The sequence below is a fragment of the Paenibacillus sp. EKM211P genome, from assembly GCF_011066175.1.
Taxonomy (GTDB): Bacteria; Bacillota; Bacilli; order Paenibacillales; family Paenibacillaceae; genus Paenibacillus; species Paenibacillus polymyxa.
Window position 1 is genome coordinate 402,301 of the sequence record NZ_JAAMNS010000001.1, and the last position, 15,673, is coordinate 417,973.

Consider the following 15,673-nt stretch of genomic DNA (forward strand, 5'->3'; position numbering starts at 1 on the left):
GGAGAATAGGAGGACTGTGTTTGGTCTTGCTTCTGTTCGCTCCATTGTTATCCGGTTGCTGGGATTCTGTGGAGTTGAACCAGCGAGCCGTAGTAGCGGGAATAGGAATTGATATGGCGGGGGAGTCAGAATATGAGGTCTCCCTGCAGGTGATCGTGGCAGATGAAATCGCTGGAGCCAAAGCGAGAGGAGATACCCCTGTCGTTTTGTATCGGGAAAAGGGCAAAAGTCTGTTTCAAGCGATTCGCAAAGCTTCACAGAGGATCCCACGGACTATTTCTCTGGCGCATGCTAGATTGGTCGTCATCGGAGAAAAGCTGGCACGGCATGGAATTGGCGATACGCTGGATTTTCTGGAAAGGTATACGGAAACCCGTCTGACGATGAAAATGCTGATAGCACGCGGTGAAACTGGAAAGGATGTACTGGCAACCATGACTGCGATCGGCCGCATTCCCGCTAATGATATTTCAGGAAAGCTGGAATTATCTCAAAATTTGTACGCTGGAGATTACGCGGTGAGTGTCGATGATGTCATTCGCAGCATGTCCAGTAAAGGGAGTGGTCCTGTGCTTACGGGCGTAGAGGTGAGCGGCAATTTGGAGCAGGCCTCACGGAAGGACAATGTGGACAATGTCTTACCGGAAGCAGTTGTTCACATTAATGGGATGGGAGTATTCCAAAAAGATCGCCTTGTCCGCTGGTTGGACGATGGCCAAGCAGTTGGACTGTCTTTGATTAATAACAAAGTGAAAAGTGCGGAAACAACAATGAGTTGTGATAAGAAAGGGGAAACCGTTAGTATTGAAACCTTGTTCTCTAAAACCCATATAGACAGTCAGATGGAGCGAGGGGAGCCTGTTTTTGTAATTCATTTGAAGCAGACCGGAGCAATACAGGAAGCTGAATGTTCCATTAACCTGAAAAGTTCAGAGGTTATCAAACGATTGCAGGAGCAATGGGCAGAGGAAACGAAACGCGTCATTTTATCAACCGTCAAAGAGGTTCAGCGTACTGGCAGCGATGTGTTCGGCTTAGGTCTTGCACTTGAGAGGAGATACCCAAAACAATGGAAAAGGCTCTCTTCCGATTGGAGCCGTTATTTTGCAGAAAGCACCGTTCGTGTTCAGGTGACTTCGGTATTGAAGCATACACAGTCGCGAACCAACCCGTACTCAAGGGGAGAAGCCGACTAGTGAAATAAGGAAGGGGGGAAGGCGATGAAGAAGACACAGATAAGTTCAAAAGAAATGATCTCTCTCATGGTGCTGTTTGAATTGGGCACATCCATGATGTCTATTCCCGGAAGGGATGCGGGTAAGGATGCATGGATCGCCATCCTCATTTCCACGATTGTTGGGGCATTGCTTTTTGTATGCTATGGCAGCCTGCACCGACGTTTTCCTGATTTGCTTATGACACAATACTGCAGAGCTCTTTTGGGCAAGAAAGCAGGGAGCGCGCTTGCTTTTTTATATATCGTGTTTTTTCTCTACGGCGGAGCACGGGATCTTAGGGATACGGGGATCCTGATTGCTGACCGTACACTTCAGCATACGCCGTTGACAGTCATCTGTGGCTTAATGGTTGTACTTGTCATGTATGTGGTGTATTTGGGAATTGAGGTTGCAGGCCGGACGGCCATTATCATGTTGATTTTGCTACTGCTGCTGGGTCTCGCTACTAATATGTTGATTTTGTTGGCAGGCATTGTGGATGTGGGCAATATATTGCCCATAGCCGAGCATGGCTGGCAGCGGATATGGCAAGTAGTTTATTCGCAGGCCGTAATGCTACCGTACGGCGAGATGGTTACGTTTGCGATGATTCTTCCCACCTTAAAAAAAGGCTATCGTGCCAATGGGGTAGGGGTCTCTGCTATATTGTTTGGAGGGCTACTCCTGTCTGTTGTTACGCTGTCCAATGTGCTTGTACTAGGAGAGGACGTGTTCAAACGGGCGACTTATCCCCTGCTTACTATGATCAGCAAGGTCGAAATATCTGATTTTATCGACAGAGTCGATGTGATCGGCGTGATGAGCGTTATAATTTTTGATTTTTTCAAAATCTTCATCTTTTATTATGCCGCAGTTAAAGCGGCAGAGGATGTATTGAGAATATCCTACCATAAACTGATTCTGCCATTTGGGCTGATCATGTTAGTCTCTTGTGTATTAATGGCACTGGGTTATCAAGATCACCTTGAAACAGGCGAGTTTGTACTGAAATGGCTGTTTCCGATATTTGCCGTGTTTTTTCCACTCTTACTTCTAATTGTATCGTGGCTGAAAAAGACCCGGAATAAAAAAATAGAGGAGAATGCCCCATGAGTCATCGTCTTGCCAATAAAACATACATCAGTACCGGACAAATGCTCATTCTGATGTTCCATTTTATTCTAGGAAATGCAGTCATTATTAATATGGATAGTGAATATGAACGGAATACTTGGATTGCTCAGACTATTGCTATGCTGGTCGGAATGGTATTGTTCCGGATGTACACCTACACGGCAGAGAGATTCCCCGGCCAAATGTTGACTACCTATGCTCGTCAATTGGTAGGGAATAAGGGTGGAACGGCAATAGGGGTACTGTACATTCTGTTTTTTTTGTATTTGACCAGTAGAAATTTACGTGATGAGACTGAACTGGTTCGTGTGTCTGTACTGGAAAAAACACCGAGCCTAGTCGTGGCTTTTCTGATGATTCTCTGTGCAATCTATGTCCTCTGGCTTGGCTTTGAAGTACTGGCCCGTACGGGACAGGTGTTTTTTGTAGTAATCCTCATCGTTATGCTTTTGGGAAATACATTATTGCTTTTATCGGGCAGTGTTCATCTTGAAGAACTGATGCCCGTCATGAGTAAGGGTTTTAAACCTGTACTCATGTCAGCCCTAAGGGATCGTTTGGCTTTTCCTTTTGGTGAGCTGATTTGTTTTATGATGTTTGTCCCTTCTGTAAAAAGGCCTTTACAGATCACCAAAGCTGGATATATAAGTATTTTAGCTGGAGGCACTATTTTAGTTGAAGTCGCAATATTAAATGTAACTGTGCTGGGGACCGATATAACAGAGCGTTCTATTTTTCCATTATTAAGTACATTCCAGAACGTGCAGCTTTCGGAATATGTGCAGCGTCCAGATGTTATTGTACTGATGTCCATTATTATCGGAGACTTTTTTAAAGTGGCCTTGTTTTCTTATGCAGCAGTGTTGGGGATATCGGATATATTTGGTTTACCGTACCGAAAAGTGCTCTTACCTTGCGGTATTATTGTTTTACTATGGTCACAGATAGGGGCAACAAACCTGAGTGAGCACTTTGAATTTGGACGACTGTCCCTCATCTATGTTCATCCATTATTTGTTTACGTTTTCCCTTGTTTGTTCTTTCTGATGGCCCTCTTGCGGAGAAGCAGAGGAAGAAGTGGAAACTTTGAGGAAACGTGACCATTGTGAGAAAAGGAAGCGAAGTGCGTTTCCTAATGGCTTTTTGCTCACATTTATAAGGAGCACCATAAGCATTCCAGCCAGGACGATATATTCTGATGGTCGCATCGTGCGAAAAGCCAATGAAATAGGTTCCCAAGGATGATGAATACCGAAAAGCCATTTTATTGACACACTTGTCCCAAGCATTAGCAGCATAAAAAGTATGAATATCCAAAGTGTTTTCATCAAACATCCCTCCATGAGCTGAATGTATAGCATGTATACATTGTGTTGCAAAGCGGCACAATTTATCCGATCTCATTGACTTGAAATAAATTAAGATTTATACTTATTCTAAATTAATTTTTATTGTGATTATAAGTTTGTAATAAATATAATCTGCGTTGGTTAAGGGAGATGCGGTATGAGAACTTTAAATTTAACTTCGCAGCGCCAAGCGGTATATGATGTGGTCCGTGAGGCCCACGATCATCCTACCGCTGCCGATGTTATGAATCGGTTGATGGAGCGCGGATATAATCTGGCCTATGGAACGGTCTATAATTCATTGCGTTATTTAACGGATAAGGAATTAATCCGTGAGCTGAAACTAGGAGAAGCTGCTAGTCGTTATGATGGTCGGATGGACGATCATCAGCATATTATTTGTCAGGTATGCGGCCGAGTAGATGAAGTGATGAGTGAAGTCCCACACGATTGGATTGATACGGTTGCGCATGAAACGGGATATACGATTGCCCATGCCCATGTCGTATTCGGAGGAGTGTGTAAGGAATGTCAAAGCAAGCGAATCAAGTAACGAATCGTATTAAAGTAGCTGACATGCCTAGACGGGTGAAGGGCAGTTGGACATCGATGTTGTCTAACCCGTCTACACCTGCGGTGCAGACCGTTCCTTCTAATGAACCTTTGTATTGTCCGACCACGCGTCGCATCATCCTGATCAGTTCCGTACCGGGTGTAGTCCACGGTGTGGTGCGTACGTTGTCAGATGCGTGTTTTGACGTAATGGTCTTCCATCGCTGGGAGCCTGAAGTGCAGCGTCATTTGGGGAGCGACCTCTTGATTTACGATTTGACCGCCACTGATCCACGGCGTGAATTGCTGAGTATCCGCAATAACCTTGAACATGAATATATGAAAGATACACCAGTCATGTATGTGGTTCAGGATCGGATGTCTGTACGTGCGCATGAGCTGCTTCCTTCGGAAGAGGTACTGATATGGCCACTAGCATCCAACCAAATGGTGCATGACATTGAGCGGATGATTGTGCGTCATCCGGTGATTTCCCGCCAGGCAGCGCAAACCAGTCAGCGTACGGTGTTCAAGGATATCTGGATTGACCGTGATAAAATGTTGGTATATAAGGAAGAGAATCTATTGAATCTAACCAAAACGGAATACGATTTGCTATTGAAGCTGATAGATTCTCAAGGAAAAGTGATCTCGCGCGAGCAAATGATGCATGATATCTGGGAAACCGATTTTGTCGGCGGCAGCAATGTTGTAGATGTGCATGTCAAAAGTTTGCGCAAGAAGCTGGACGATCGACCTGCGGAGCCTGAATATATAGCAACCGTAAGAGGTGTAGGATACAGATTGGCAGATTAAACGGAAAGTTATGAATATCGATAAATTCCGCCGGATGAATACCATTCGGCGGTTTGTATACGGTGCCTGAAGCTGACACTAGGTGTGACAGTTGACTTTATCAGGATACATACACTACAATCGGTAGTGTGAGGTGCTTCTTATGAAACGACTGAATTTTAAAGCTGGCGAAACCGGGCTTAACCGATTTTTCGGGCCTCTGGAAGCCAAAATCATGGATATTTTATGGTCCACTTCGGATCGGAGTATCAAAGAAGTGCAGACCGCATTGGAGGGGGATCGGGACTTTAACTTCAATACGGTAATGACCGTGATGAACCGTTTAGTGGAAAAGGGGATTTTGAGCAAAAGTATACGCGGGAGAACGTCCTTATACCGTCCTGTTTTAAGCAGAGAAGAGTTTATGGATGAGCAATCCAAAGAGCTGAGTCACGAACTGGTGGATGAATTTGGTCCGCTTGCTGTTAACCATATGATTGATGCTCTGGAAGTAGCTGATCCGATTTTGATCGAACGTTTGGAACAAAAAATTAAACAATGGAAAAAGGATATGTAGACGATGTGGAAAACACGTTCTAAATTACTGTTTACAGCAGGCGCCTTGATTTCGGGTTTTGCCCTTATGCAGATGGGGATGTACGCCGGGCAGCATGTTTTCGGCTGGAAATTGAATTTTAACGTGTTTCAAATTTGCAGAAGTTTGTTGCAGCACTACGGAATCGGCTACATGGTGGATGCGCTCAGTGGACTGGTTTTTGTAACCTTCGGTATCGCCGGAGGAGAAGCAGTCAGACAGTGCATGGCTACCAGGGCAGCTTTCCGCAGACTGCATCGAATGCGCGACCTGCCGTTGACCGAAGCACTGGGTGAGCGATATCGCGAACTCGGGACCAATCGAATTTGGGTCATTGATTATGCCAAGCCTGCTGCCTTCACCATGGGTTTATGGAAGCCGCGAATTGTATTGTCCTCTGCACTGTTGTCCGTACTGGACAAGCATGAGGAAGAAGCGGTTATATACCATGAAGCCTATCATATGAAGCATTATGATCCATTGAAGACCTGGTTCCTGCAAATGTGCGCTACACAGCTGTTTTACTTGCCGGTGCTACGTCACATTACCAACCATTATAAGACGGCCCGTGAAATCTTGGCGGACAACGAAGCGATTCATCGAGCCGGTTCACCGGTTGGAATTGGGAGCGCATTGCTCAAGCTTCTGAGTATGACACCCGCTAATGCCCGTCTGGTAAACTCCGCCGCTTGTTCCTCTTTTGCAGAAACGTCCATTAATTATCGGATCTCACGTATTCTAGACCCTCAACAAAAGCCGACCATTCAGATGCCTTGGCGTTCGATTATGTTTTCAGGCTATGTACTCGTCATGCTAACGCTTATGTTTACACTGGCGTTAATCTAGTTTGGCAATATGTATTATAGAAGGTGGCGCCTTGTGCGCTACCAGTTCTTGATATGTATAACACTACATTTTGTAGTGTTAATTATCTAATCCGTATACAACTTAAAGGAGATGAGCTTATGAATCAAACGCTTGCGAATATTGGATTGTTATTGGTACGAATTTTTACAGGAGTTATTTTTATCGTTCACGGTGCACAAAAGTTTCAGGGACTAGACGGAACCTCCGGCTTCTTCCAGAGCCTCGGACTCCCAGGCTGGATGGCCCCTGTGGTCGCTACGGTTGAGTTGGTTGGAGGGATTGCACTGGTTCTGGGTATTGGAACACGACTGGCTGGAGCAGCATTGACCATCGTAATGATCGGAGTATTGCTGACTGCAAAAAAAGGACAACCTTTTGGCTCGATTGAATTTGATCTCCTGATTTTATTTACCAGTCTTCAGCAAGCCCTTGTCGGTGGACGCTTTCTGGCGGTTGATCAGTTGTTTGGCCGTAAAAAGGCTGAAAATAGTAACGTACAGGTCTAAATATTCATATAACCGCGTCCTTAGTCTCATAGGGCGCGGTTTTTGTTTTGCTCCTTTGTGAAATTTTCTTGTAAATCATTTGCTGCTTTCAACCGATATAACTAACATTGAATGTAATACAAATATATCGCTTTTTAAGCAAAGGGGAAGAAAGATACATGGGAACAAGGCGAAAGAGAAAGACAATTTGGACACTCAGGAACAAGTTAATTTTAGGTTTTTTGCTTGTTTTGCTGATTCCGAGTTTAAGTATTTCCATTGCAACCTATAAATCATCATATAATGCTATGGAGAAACAGCTTTACAGCAGTGCAAATCAGGGGGTAACGACAGCTAACTCCGTGATTGAATATGCAATCGCCAGTAAAATTGAAGATGTGCGATATTTGGCGGAACGCCTCGACGGTTCGATGATTGATGGTCGAAATAGCCCCTTGATTGAGCCCAAGTTGATCCAATACAAGGGCTTGCACGAAGATGCTACAGATATTTTTGTCGGTACACCAGAGGGCTTGATGATCCGGGGGGTGCCTAAGGAGGATGAAGGAACATTTGACCCTCGCACACGACCATGGTACATAGAAGCGATGAAGCAGCCCGGTAAGGTTGCAATTACGCCTGTTATCATCAATTCATCGGGTATTCCTGTTGTTGTAGTATCTCAGACGCTTTCCGACCAGTCTGGAGTTATCGGGATCTCTCTGAATCTGGAAAGTGTACGTAAACTGGCCTCCATCAAAGTGGGCCAAGAGGGGTATATCATCATTTTGGATCATTCGAAGAAATTCGTGGTCCATCCTACGGCTAAAGCGGGTTCATCTCCTCAGGAGAATTCGCTTGATAAGTTGTATACTGCGCCGAGCGGGAATTTTAAATATATGCATGAAGGTCGCGAAAAATATTTGACTTATGTAACGAATGAGGATACCGGCTGGAAAATTGCAGGTACCTTCTATCAATCCGAGATTAACGATGCCACCGCTGCCATGCGTTATGTAACTATTTTCGTGCTGGCTGCCTCGTTGGTAATTGCGCTTATCGCGATTTTCCTAATTACCCGTTCTGTTCTGGTACCGATTCGTAAGCTGCAAAAATCAGCAGAACGAATCAGCGAAGGAGATTTGACGGGTGATTTGGAAACTGGAAAAACAGATGAGGTAGGCGAGCTATCTGCTCACTTTCAAACCATGGTGGATAGTTTGCGCACGATGATTCGAAGCGTACGCGAAACGACAGATCGGGTAAGTTCTTCAGCGGAAGAACTGGCTGCTGGTGCCGATCAGACGACCCAAGCTATTGAGCATGTTACTATTGCTATTCAGGAAGTAGCTGTAGGCAGCGAACGTCAGCTGCAAAGCGTCAAGCATGGCTCTGTGAGTATGGAGGGACTGGCTCAGCAAGCAGCGGATGTATCCGAGCGTATGGTGGGTGTATCTGAACATGTGAAGATGAACGCCGAGTCAGCACAGGAAGGTAGCAAGGCTGCTACGCAGGCTGTACAGAAAATGCATGATATCGACGAGACTGTTCATGATCTTGGACAAGCTATGGACTCCCTGAGTGAGCGCTCCGGTGAAATCGTGAATATTATCAGTGTTATATCTGGTATTGCCAAACAGACTAACTTGTTGGCATTGAATGCATCCATTGAGGCCGCACGCGCTGGGGATCATGGCAAAGGATTTGCCGTGGTGGCTACAGAGGTACGCAAGCTGGCTGAGGAATCTGCCAAATCGGCTACCTTGATTTCGGAGCGCATTGAAGCGATGCAGGTGGATATGAACCATGCTTTGGGCGCGATGCAACAAGCGCGGGCGCGGGTGACGGAAGGTATTGATTCGGTAACCACATCCGAGCATTCCTTTGCGGAAATCAGTCAGGCTGTCGAACGCGCGATGGGGCATATCCATGATATTACCGGAGTGACTCAGGAAATGGCACGGGGGACTGTAGGCGTCGCAGATATTATGAGCGATATTTCCCACATCTCGGACGAGGCAGCGAGCAACACCGAGTCGATCTCAGCGGCGGCTGAGCAACAGCTGGCTTCCATCGAGGAAATTGCCTCATCCACAGCAGACCTGAGCCAAATGGCAGAGGAGCTGCGCGAACTGGTTGGACGTTTCCAGGTTGAAAAAAAATCCTGAAATGATAAAAAGCGCCCGGATACCGGAGGTTATATTCCGTATCCAGGCGCTTTTTTTGATGTTTTATCATAATTTTGGTTCGCAGGGTTAGAAGTCACCGTTGAACGACTTGCGGCGATTCAGACGGAAACGGGCACCCCGTGAGCTGTTGGACGGACGCAGAGAGCTTCTCTGAAACATATTGTTCAGAATCAGTGCGAAAATGACCAGTACAGTCCCGTACAGTTCAAAACGGCTAATGGCATAGCCTTGGAAATACATTAGTACCAGCGTGGTAATCGGTACAAAATTAATAAATAGAATACCGTTTAGCGGAGACAGCTTGCGGATTCCGGCATTCCAACTCAGCAAGGCCGCTAGCCCTGGAAGCAGGATCATAAAGCTCATTTCGTATTTGACTGACCATACGTGCTGCCAATCCGGCACTGCAATCCAGTTGAAAGCAGAGGCAAAGGTCACGACTACAAAAGAAACCAGAGTTCCAAGCAGGCAGGTCAAGGTTGAATATCGAAGAGTAGACCACCCTGCAAAATGACTGCCTCCCATGGAATATACGACCCAACCGACGACACCCACGAAAATAAGCAGCAGCGCCAATAGATGTTGTCCGGCAAGCGTGAAAAAGGTCCATTTGCCGTTCGTGATAACCAGTAATGCCCCAGCCAGCGCAATCAACATGCTGATTAATGTATATTTTGGAGGCATTTTACGGGTCATGATCCACACCATCGCAATGGAGATCATCGGCATTAGCACTTCCATAATAGCAGCTACAAGGGTACCTGCTGCCCCCATCGCGTGCTGTCCCTGGAAAACGGCCATATTATAAATGGTAAATCCCATAGTTCCGAAGAACAATAACACCTTGCCCTTGCCATCAAAGCGAAATGCAGTCCGTCCCTCTTTGAGCCACAATAGCACTATTAATATGAGTGTAACCGATAAATAGCGCAAAAATGAAAAGTACAGTGGATTAATATGCTGTAATGCAATGTGCGAAACCGGAAACATCGCCCCCCAGGACATACTGGCGATCAGGCATAGTAAAGATCCGGTCATGATCTGTTTGTTCATGGTGTACAAAAGCTCCTCCTTGCCGGTCTCAGCGGACATATCTTATGGACACATCATAAAGGATAGGAAGCTGTTGGTAAAATGATTGAAAATAAACATTATGATCATTTAAAATGATGATAAGTGACAAGGCGCGTCAATTTTGGTGGTCCTTGCCCTTCACAATAAGGGGGAACAGTAGTGGATCTGAACGATTTAAACATTTTCCAGACGGTGGCTGCACATGGCAGTGTCAGCAAGGCTGCAGCCGAGCTTAGCTACGTCCAGTCCAATGTAACGGCCAGAATCAAGCTGCTGGAAAAGGAACTGCAGACGCCTTTATTTTATAGACATAAGCGGGGGATGATCCTCAATGCTGAGGGCAAGCGTCTGCTGCAATATACGAAAAGCATTTTATCGCAATTTGAGGAAATGAAGCATGCGTTTCAGAACACCTCTACACCTTCAGGGGTGCTGGAGATTGGTATCGTGGAGACTGTCATTGCCCTTCCAGCCATTTTACATGCTTACTACAGTAAGTACCCGGATGTCGAATTGTCCCTCAAGGCCGGGGTTACGGAATCACTGGTGCAGGAGGTTGCAGAAATGCGACTGGATGGAGCCTTTGTAACCGGACCAGTCAAGCATCCGCTCATTGAACAGTTTGATGTATTTCAGGAAAAGCTGGTCCTCGTATCTCAAGGAAATGACTTTTCGGTTGACGATTTTACAACTCGTCCGCTCCTGGTATATAAAAAAGGCTGCGGATATCGGGGAAGACTGGAAACCTGGCTCAAAATGGAGGGGATTATCCCCAAGCGGATCATGGAGTTTGGGACATTTGAGACGATTATCGGCAGTGTAGCGGCAGGCATTGGAATGACCGTTTTCCCCGAATCCTCGATCAGCGGGCTGGTGGCTCAAGGTCTTGTGTGCGGTCATGCCATCCCTGAGCCTTACAATGAAGTGACAACGGTGTTTATCCGCCGTAAGGAGGCCTTCGTTACCAGTACCTTGCAGTCTTTTATAGATGAGATTACCACTCAGACAGAAGCGTAGCTTTATGGCTTGGGCTCGGGTACAATGAGAGGGATTTGATCTCATTGTTCATCCTTGAAGGAGGGCTATTATGTTTACAATATATCCGGCTGCTTCCCGATTCAGCTTCGATAAGGGATGGCTGCGGGGGAGCCACAGCTTTTCATTCGCGGAGTATCAGGATGAGAACAATACAGCGTTTGGTCCTATGCGTGTCTGTAATGACGATGTCATCGCACCAGGCCGGGGCTTTGGGGCGCATCCGCACAGCGATATGGAGATTGTCTCCATTGTGCTGTATGGGGAGCTGCGTCATGAAGACAACCGTGGACATGTGGCGGTGACCCGTTTTGGAGGCATTCAGCGAATGTCAGCGGGGCACGGCATCATTCATACGGAGCACAACGCTTCGCAAACCGAGGATGTCAGTCTGCTGCAATTGTGGTTCAGTCCGCACACAAGAGGATTGCAACCTTCCTATGAGACTACAACGTTCAATACGGAACGTCTGCAAGGTCAGCTCCTGCCTGTCGTTGCTGGAAAGCGTGTACCCGGCACGGAGGGTGAAATAGCTTCAATTAATCAGGATTTAACGATTTATTTAAGCAAGCTTCAGCCCGGGGAACAAGTAGAATTTACACAGGCCGAGGGTCGGCGCGTGTTCCTGTTCGTCATCGAGGGTTCACTGCGTGTCAACGGTGGACATCTTCTCCAAGGCCGAGACTCTGCTCGCATAGAGGAGGAGCCGAAGCTATCACTGAAGGCAGAGGATTCTGTTTTTTATATGTTGATTGATTTGCCCTAAAAGGAGGTGCGCACAATGGCGCAGCAGGAAACATGGCTGATCAAGCATGCCGTCACAGGGCGAAGCTTTGCTGACAGCCGCAAGCAGCGTTTCGATTGTCGTTTGGAATCGGCGGACGGCGTGTTTCGCTTCACGCTTCAAGAGTTGCCGAGTGAGGCAGCGGAGGCGATTGTGCGTTTCAGCAAGGAGCTGAACGTATTTCGTTTTGTAACACCCGCAGATGGCGGATTCGTGGTAAAGCATTGGTATTACGTCACCCCGGAAAGTGTACAATATCATGCTCAGATCGGCGAGCTTACGTTCGAAGCCGGTTCTGAGATTGAATACCATCCCGAGGAGTATTGGGGAGATTAAATCTTCTTGATCATAAATGTTCGGATGTATAATTGATTTTTGAAGGCTCTGCATCATTGCAGGGTCTTTTTGTTATGTGTTCAAGATGGTGAGTTCATTGGATACATAATCCTTTGCAGGCTGGTACATCCTATATGTCATATTAACTGATCGGTTTATTCGTAAAGGGGGGACTAACGATGAAGAAAGGGCGCTTTCCCAAGCTGCCAAAGCTACCGTGGAGCCGGAGAGCGGTTCCAGCCGCTGAACGCAAAACACGAAATGCTCGTGTGCCCAAAGGGCTGCCTGAGTCTTCATGGCTGGAAGAGCCACTGCGCAGCAGTCTGGAAGACAATAGGGTCGCAATGCGTGATATTTTCAAGGAATGCTCTGATATCGTCTACCGAGAGCTCATGATTTCCCCTGAACGAAAAGGGTTGCTGGCATATTTCGAAGGCACGGTAAAATCAGAGGATTTGCAGGATCATATTTTGCGGCCTGTCATCTTGGGTATGATGCTCAAGGACCCTGAAGTGAACGGCAAATTGGAGCCGCTGGATGAGACTCGTATCTCCATGTCCCAGACCAAAACGATGGACGAATGGAAGCAGGTATCGGCAGCGATACTGGACGGCAATGCCGCTCTGTTCGTAGATGGAACGGCTCGTGCTTATATTTTCAGCGCCAAGGGAGGCGTTCGCCGTGGCGTGGAGGAGCCGCAGACCGAGGCTGTTATTCGTGGGCCACGTGAGGGTTTCACAGAGACGCTTCGCGTGAATACGGCACTGCTACGATTCAAGCTGAAGACCTCCAAGCTCAAGATGCACAGCATGACCCTCGGAACAGAAACTCAAACGAGCGTCGTCCTTACCTATGTTGAAGGGATCATAGATCCGAAGCTGGTGGAGGATGTTAAAAAGCGCCTCAGCGATATTAAAATTGATGGTGTTCTGGAGACTGGATATATTGAGGAACTGATTGAGGATCACCCATATTCACCGTTTCCGCAAATGGAATACACCGAACGTCCCGATACCGTCACCGCGCAATTACTGGAAGGACGGTTTGCCATTTTTGTGGACGGCACGCCTTTTGCCCTGATTGGACCAGTCACGATGTGGCAAATGATGCAAGCGAGCGAAGATTATTACGAGCGCTTCTTCATCAGTAATATGGTGCGCTGGATTCGTTTTCTTTTTCTCATCATGGCTCTCTTTCTGCCAGCATTATATGTAGCGGTGACGACCTATCATCATGATATGCTGCCGACGACACTCATATTGAGTATTGCGGCGGCTCGGGAATCCATCCCTTTTCCAGCCCTGGTGGAAGCATTGATGATGGAAATTTCCTTTGAGGCGCTGCGAGAAGCTGGGATTCGTCTCCCCAAAACGGTTGGTCAGGCCGTCAGTATCCTTGGGGCGCTCGTTATTGGTCAGGCCGCAGTACAGGCAGGAATCGTATCGGCGCCAATAGTTATTGTTGTGTCGCTCACAGGTATTGCCTCGTTTACCATACCGCGTTTTAATTTTGCCATTACGGTTCGTCTGCTGCGATTTCCAATCATGCTGATGGCTGGTTTATTTGGCTTGTTTGGCATCATTATTGCGACAACGCTGATTGCTACGCACCTAACCAAGCTAACATCGTTTGGTGTCCCTTATATGAGTGGATATAGCCCGTACAACCATATGGATCAAAAGGATATTATCGTCCGTGCACCTTGGTGGAAAATGACCAAACGTCCTTCATGGATTGGTAAGGACAACAACAAACGAGCGAAGAAAGAGATGAACGGATCGCCTAAAACCGAGGAGGGATGGTGATGAAGCCCACATCAAATACACAGCAAATACGTAAAGCAGCTGTACTTTGTTGTCTACTGCTTTGTTCTATTCTTTTGGGAGGATGTTGGGATCGCCGTGAAGTGAATGATGTGGCCTTTGTGATGGGTACCGGACTGGATAAGGAAGGCGATCAATACCGGGTAACGATGCAAATTGCTCTGCCCGGACAGCTCGGATCTTCGGGCAGCACAGGAGGAGGGGGGGGTACCAGTGGTACGAAGTCCTACTACCTGGAGTCCAAAACAGGTCCAAGCTTCCGGGGAGCAAGTACTGAGGAACAGCGAGAGGTTTCGCGAACACTGAATTATTCTCATCGACGGGTGCTGCTGCTCGGGGAGACGCTGGCACGAGAAGGGATTAGCAAAATGATGGATGTCATTGCACGTATTCCGCAGAATCGTCTGTCTTCCCTAGTTGTTATCACAAAGGGGTCAGCGATGGAAATGCTTCAGGCAGATGCTCCGATTGAGCAATATCCAGCGGAAATGGTGCGTGAGCTCAACTTTTCCTATATGAAGAAACCTCGTTCCGTTAAGCTGCTGATGAATTCCGTCCTGCTGGAAGGCATTGACCCGATAGTTCCGGTAATGTCTCTGGTGAAGAATGGGCCTGATAGTCTTAAAGACAAGAAGACAAATATTCAGGTTGATGGACTGGCTGTCTTTCGCCAAGACAGATTAACAGGGATTATTGATAACCACCTCAGTCGGTTTCTGCTGTTGGGTATGGAGCAAGCCAAAGAAACAGAAATTTTTATCCCCCCTCCCAAAGGTAGAGGCTATATATCTGTGCATCTCATCGAAAATAAAGTTCATATCGAGCCTTTTATTCGGGGGGACGAAATTCGAATGACGGTTCATATGAACTGCAATGGGAATGTGAAGGAAAATGAGACGAGCTTCGATATTTCCAGGGAGGAGAATTTGAAGTGGTTGGAGCAGCAAACGGTCGAGGAAATTAAGAGGGAGCTGGGAGAGGCTGTTCATGTGATTCAGCAAAAGTATCATTCAGACGTGCTTGGCCTGGGCCGGGCTATTATTACGAATCACCCGGATGAGTGGAAACGGATTAAACCTCAGTGGGAGCAATTGTATCCCAAGGTGGAGGTCACCATAGATCCGGTCGTGCATATTGAGAATATCGGGGCGGTCACCAAGCCATTTGGGGTCAAAAAGGAGCAAATCCAGAATGAATAAAGTTTTTCTATTACCTTTATTGCTGGCTATGATCTTCATGTATCTGATTGACCGTAAACGTATTAGCAATGCACCTGCCGTCAATCGCTGGGTCTCCCGCGTATTGTATGTCATTAGCATTGGCATCTGGATTTATGGCACATCGACGAAGAGCACTGTTTATGTGGCTACTTGGCTGACCCGCTTTATTGACATGTGGCTCCCCCCTACGTTGTAAATCGTGTAATGGATGCCTGCGG

At 46.8% G+C, this 15,673-nt stretch carries 16 protein-coding genes; 15 read left to right on the forward strand and 1 reads right to left on the reverse strand.

All coding sequences use genetic code 11. The annotated features are described in order from the left end of the window. Positions 1–20: 20 nt before the first annotated feature. From G9G57_RS01845 to G9G57_RS01885, 9 genes are all read left to right on the forward strand, one after another. Entirely contained in the window at positions 21–1,196 is a 1,176-nt protein-coding gene (locus tag G9G57_RS01845; protein WP_031462397.1) for a Ger(x)C family spore germination protein, read from the forward strand. Between the two features lie 24 nt (positions 1,197–1,220). Continuing rightward, complete coding sequence (locus G9G57_RS01850; RefSeq protein WP_017428585.1) at positions 1,221–2,330, forward strand: GerAB/ArcD/ProY family transporter; 1,110 nt, start codon at positions 1,221–1,223, stop codon at positions 2,328–2,330. After that, positions 2,327–3,451 (forward strand): GerAB/ArcD/ProY family transporter, encoded by a 1,125-nt coding sequence (locus G9G57_RS01855; protein WP_164964406.1) that lies wholly within the window; start codon positions 2,327–2,329, stop codon positions 3,449–3,451. Before G9G57_RS01850 ends, G9G57_RS01855 begins: the two co-directional genes overlap by 4 nt. Positions 3,452–3,857: 406 nt before the next feature. Continuing rightward, entirely contained in the window at positions 3,858–4,253 is a 396-nt protein-coding gene (locus G9G57_RS01860) for a Fur family transcriptional regulator (RefSeq protein ID WP_013373543.1), read from the forward strand. Continuing rightward, a complete protein-coding gene (locus G9G57_RS01865; protein ID WP_117288769.1) occupies positions 4,229–5,068 on the forward strand; it encodes a winged helix-turn-helix transcriptional regulator in 840 nt (279 codons plus the stop codon). Before G9G57_RS01860 ends, G9G57_RS01865 begins: the two co-directional genes overlap by 25 nt. Before the next feature lie 142 nt (positions 5,069–5,210). Continuing rightward, positions 5,211–5,624 carry a BlaI/MecI/CopY family transcriptional regulator gene (locus G9G57_RS01870; RefSeq protein WP_016324858.1) on the forward strand — a complete coding sequence of 138 codons (414 nt, stop codon included), beginning with the start codon at positions 5,211–5,213 and terminating at the stop codon, positions 5,622–5,624. A 3-nt stretch (positions 5,625–5,627) separates the two neighbouring features. Further along, positions 5,628–6,488, forward strand: a complete 861-nt coding sequence (locus G9G57_RS01875) for a M56 family metallopeptidase (RefSeq protein ID WP_164964407.1) — start codon at positions 5,628–5,630, stop codon at positions 6,486–6,488. 119 nt (positions 6,489–6,607) lie between these two features. Beyond that, positions 6,608–7,015: a DoxX family protein gene (locus G9G57_RS01880; protein ID WP_013373539.1), complete on the forward strand. Its 408-nt coding sequence runs from the start codon at positions 6,608–6,610 to the stop codon at positions 7,013–7,015. A 158-nt stretch (positions 7,016–7,173) separates the two neighbouring features. Further along, positions 7,174–9,162 carry a methyl-accepting chemotaxis protein gene (locus tag G9G57_RS01885; protein WP_117288765.1) on the forward strand — a complete coding sequence of 663 codons (1,989 nt, stop codon included), beginning with the start codon at positions 7,174–7,176 and terminating at the stop codon, positions 9,160–9,162. 87 nt (positions 9,163–9,249) lie between these two features. On the opposite strand, the gene G9G57_RS01890 is transcribed toward G9G57_RS01885, so the two are convergent. Further along, complete coding sequence (locus G9G57_RS01890; RefSeq protein WP_017428589.1) at positions 9,250–10,236, reverse strand: DMT family transporter; 987 nt, start codon at positions 10,234–10,236, stop codon at positions 9,250–9,252. A gap of 180 nt (positions 10,237–10,416) precedes the next feature. On the opposite strand from G9G57_RS01890, the gene G9G57_RS01895 reads away from it, so the two are divergent. The 6 genes from G9G57_RS01895 to G9G57_RS01920 all read left to right on the forward strand — a co-directional run bounded on the left by G9G57_RS01895 (position 10,417) and on the right by G9G57_RS01920 (position 15,651). Beyond that, positions 10,417–11,274, forward strand: a complete 858-nt coding sequence (locus G9G57_RS01895; RefSeq protein WP_016822786.1) for a LysR family transcriptional regulator — start codon at positions 10,417–10,419, stop codon at positions 11,272–11,274. Positions 11,275–11,344: 70 nt separating this feature from the next. Beyond that, entirely contained in the window at positions 11,345–12,058 is a 714-nt protein-coding gene (locus G9G57_RS01900) for a pirin family protein (RefSeq protein WP_017428590.1), read from the forward strand. 15 nt (positions 12,059–12,073) lie between these two features. Further along, positions 12,074–12,412, forward strand: a complete 339-nt coding sequence (locus G9G57_RS01905) for a hypothetical protein (RefSeq protein ID WP_017428591.1) — start codon at positions 12,074–12,076, stop codon at positions 12,410–12,412. Positions 12,413–12,591: 179 nt separating this feature from the next. After that, on the forward strand, positions 12,592–14,217 hold the full coding sequence (locus tag G9G57_RS01910) for a spore germination protein (protein ID WP_016822789.1): 1,626 nt from the start codon (positions 12,592–12,594) through the stop codon (positions 14,215–14,217). After that, complete coding sequence (locus G9G57_RS01915) at positions 14,217–15,434, forward strand: Ger(x)C family spore germination protein (RefSeq protein WP_017428592.1); 1,218 nt, start codon at positions 14,217–14,219, stop codon at positions 15,432–15,434. The genes G9G57_RS01910 and G9G57_RS01915 overlap by 1 nt, the downstream gene beginning before the upstream one ends. Next, positions 15,427–15,651: a hypothetical protein gene (locus G9G57_RS01920; protein ID WP_016822791.1), complete on the forward strand. Its 225-nt coding sequence runs from the start codon at positions 15,427–15,429 to the stop codon at positions 15,649–15,651. The genes G9G57_RS01915 and G9G57_RS01920 overlap by 8 nt, the downstream gene beginning before the upstream one ends. Positions 15,652–15,673: the final 22 nt, after the last annotated feature.

Excerpts from the sequence above, each read along its gene's own strand:
- G9G57_RS01855 (WP_164964406.1), top strand. The coding sequence starts at position 2,327 with ATGAGTCATCGTCTTGCCAATAAAACATACATCAGTACCGGACAAATG.
- G9G57_RS01850 (WP_017428585.1), top strand. The coding sequence starts at position 1,221 with ATGAAGAAGACACAGATAAGTTCAAAAGAAATGATCTCTCTCATGGTG.
- G9G57_RS01915 (WP_017428592.1), top strand. The coding sequence starts at position 14,217 with ATGAAGCCCACATCAAATACACAGCAAATACGTAAAGCAGCTGTACTT.
- G9G57_RS01875 (WP_164964407.1), top strand. The coding sequence starts at position 5,628 with ATGTGGAAAACACGTTCTAAATTACTGTTTACAGCAGGCGCCTTGATT.
- G9G57_RS01870 (WP_016324858.1), top strand. The coding sequence starts at position 5,211 with ATGAAACGACTGAATTTTAAAGCTGGCGAAACCGGGCTTAACCGATTT.
- G9G57_RS01905 (WP_017428591.1), top strand. The coding sequence starts at position 12,074 with ATGGCGCAGCAGGAAACATGGCTGATCAAGCATGCCGTCACAGGGCGA.
- G9G57_RS01910 (WP_016822789.1), top strand. The coding sequence starts at position 12,592 with ATGAAGAAAGGGCGCTTTCCCAAGCTGCCAAAGCTACCGTGGAGCCGG.
- G9G57_RS01860 (WP_013373543.1), top strand. The coding sequence starts at position 3,858 with ATGAGAACTTTAAATTTAACTTCGCAGCGCCAAGCGGTATATGATGTG.
- G9G57_RS01900 (WP_017428590.1), top strand. The coding sequence starts at position 11,345 with ATGTTTACAATATATCCGGCTGCTTCCCGATTCAGCTTCGATAAGGGA.
- G9G57_RS01880 (WP_013373539.1), top strand. The coding sequence starts at position 6,608 with ATGAATCAAACGCTTGCGAATATTGGATTGTTATTGGTACGAATTTTT.
- G9G57_RS01920 (WP_016822791.1), top strand. The coding sequence starts at position 15,427 with ATGAATAAAGTTTTTCTATTACCTTTATTGCTGGCTATGATCTTCATG.
- G9G57_RS01885 (WP_117288765.1), top strand. The coding sequence starts at position 7,174 with ATGGGAACAAGGCGAAAGAGAAAGACAATTTGGACACTCAGGAACAAG.
- G9G57_RS01865 (WP_117288769.1), top strand. The coding sequence starts at position 4,229 with ATGTCAAAGCAAGCGAATCAAGTAACGAATCGTATTAAAGTAGCTGAC.
- G9G57_RS01890 (WP_017428589.1), bottom strand. The coding sequence starts at position 10,236 with ATGAACAAACAGATCATGACCGGATCTTTACTATGCCTGATCGCCAGT.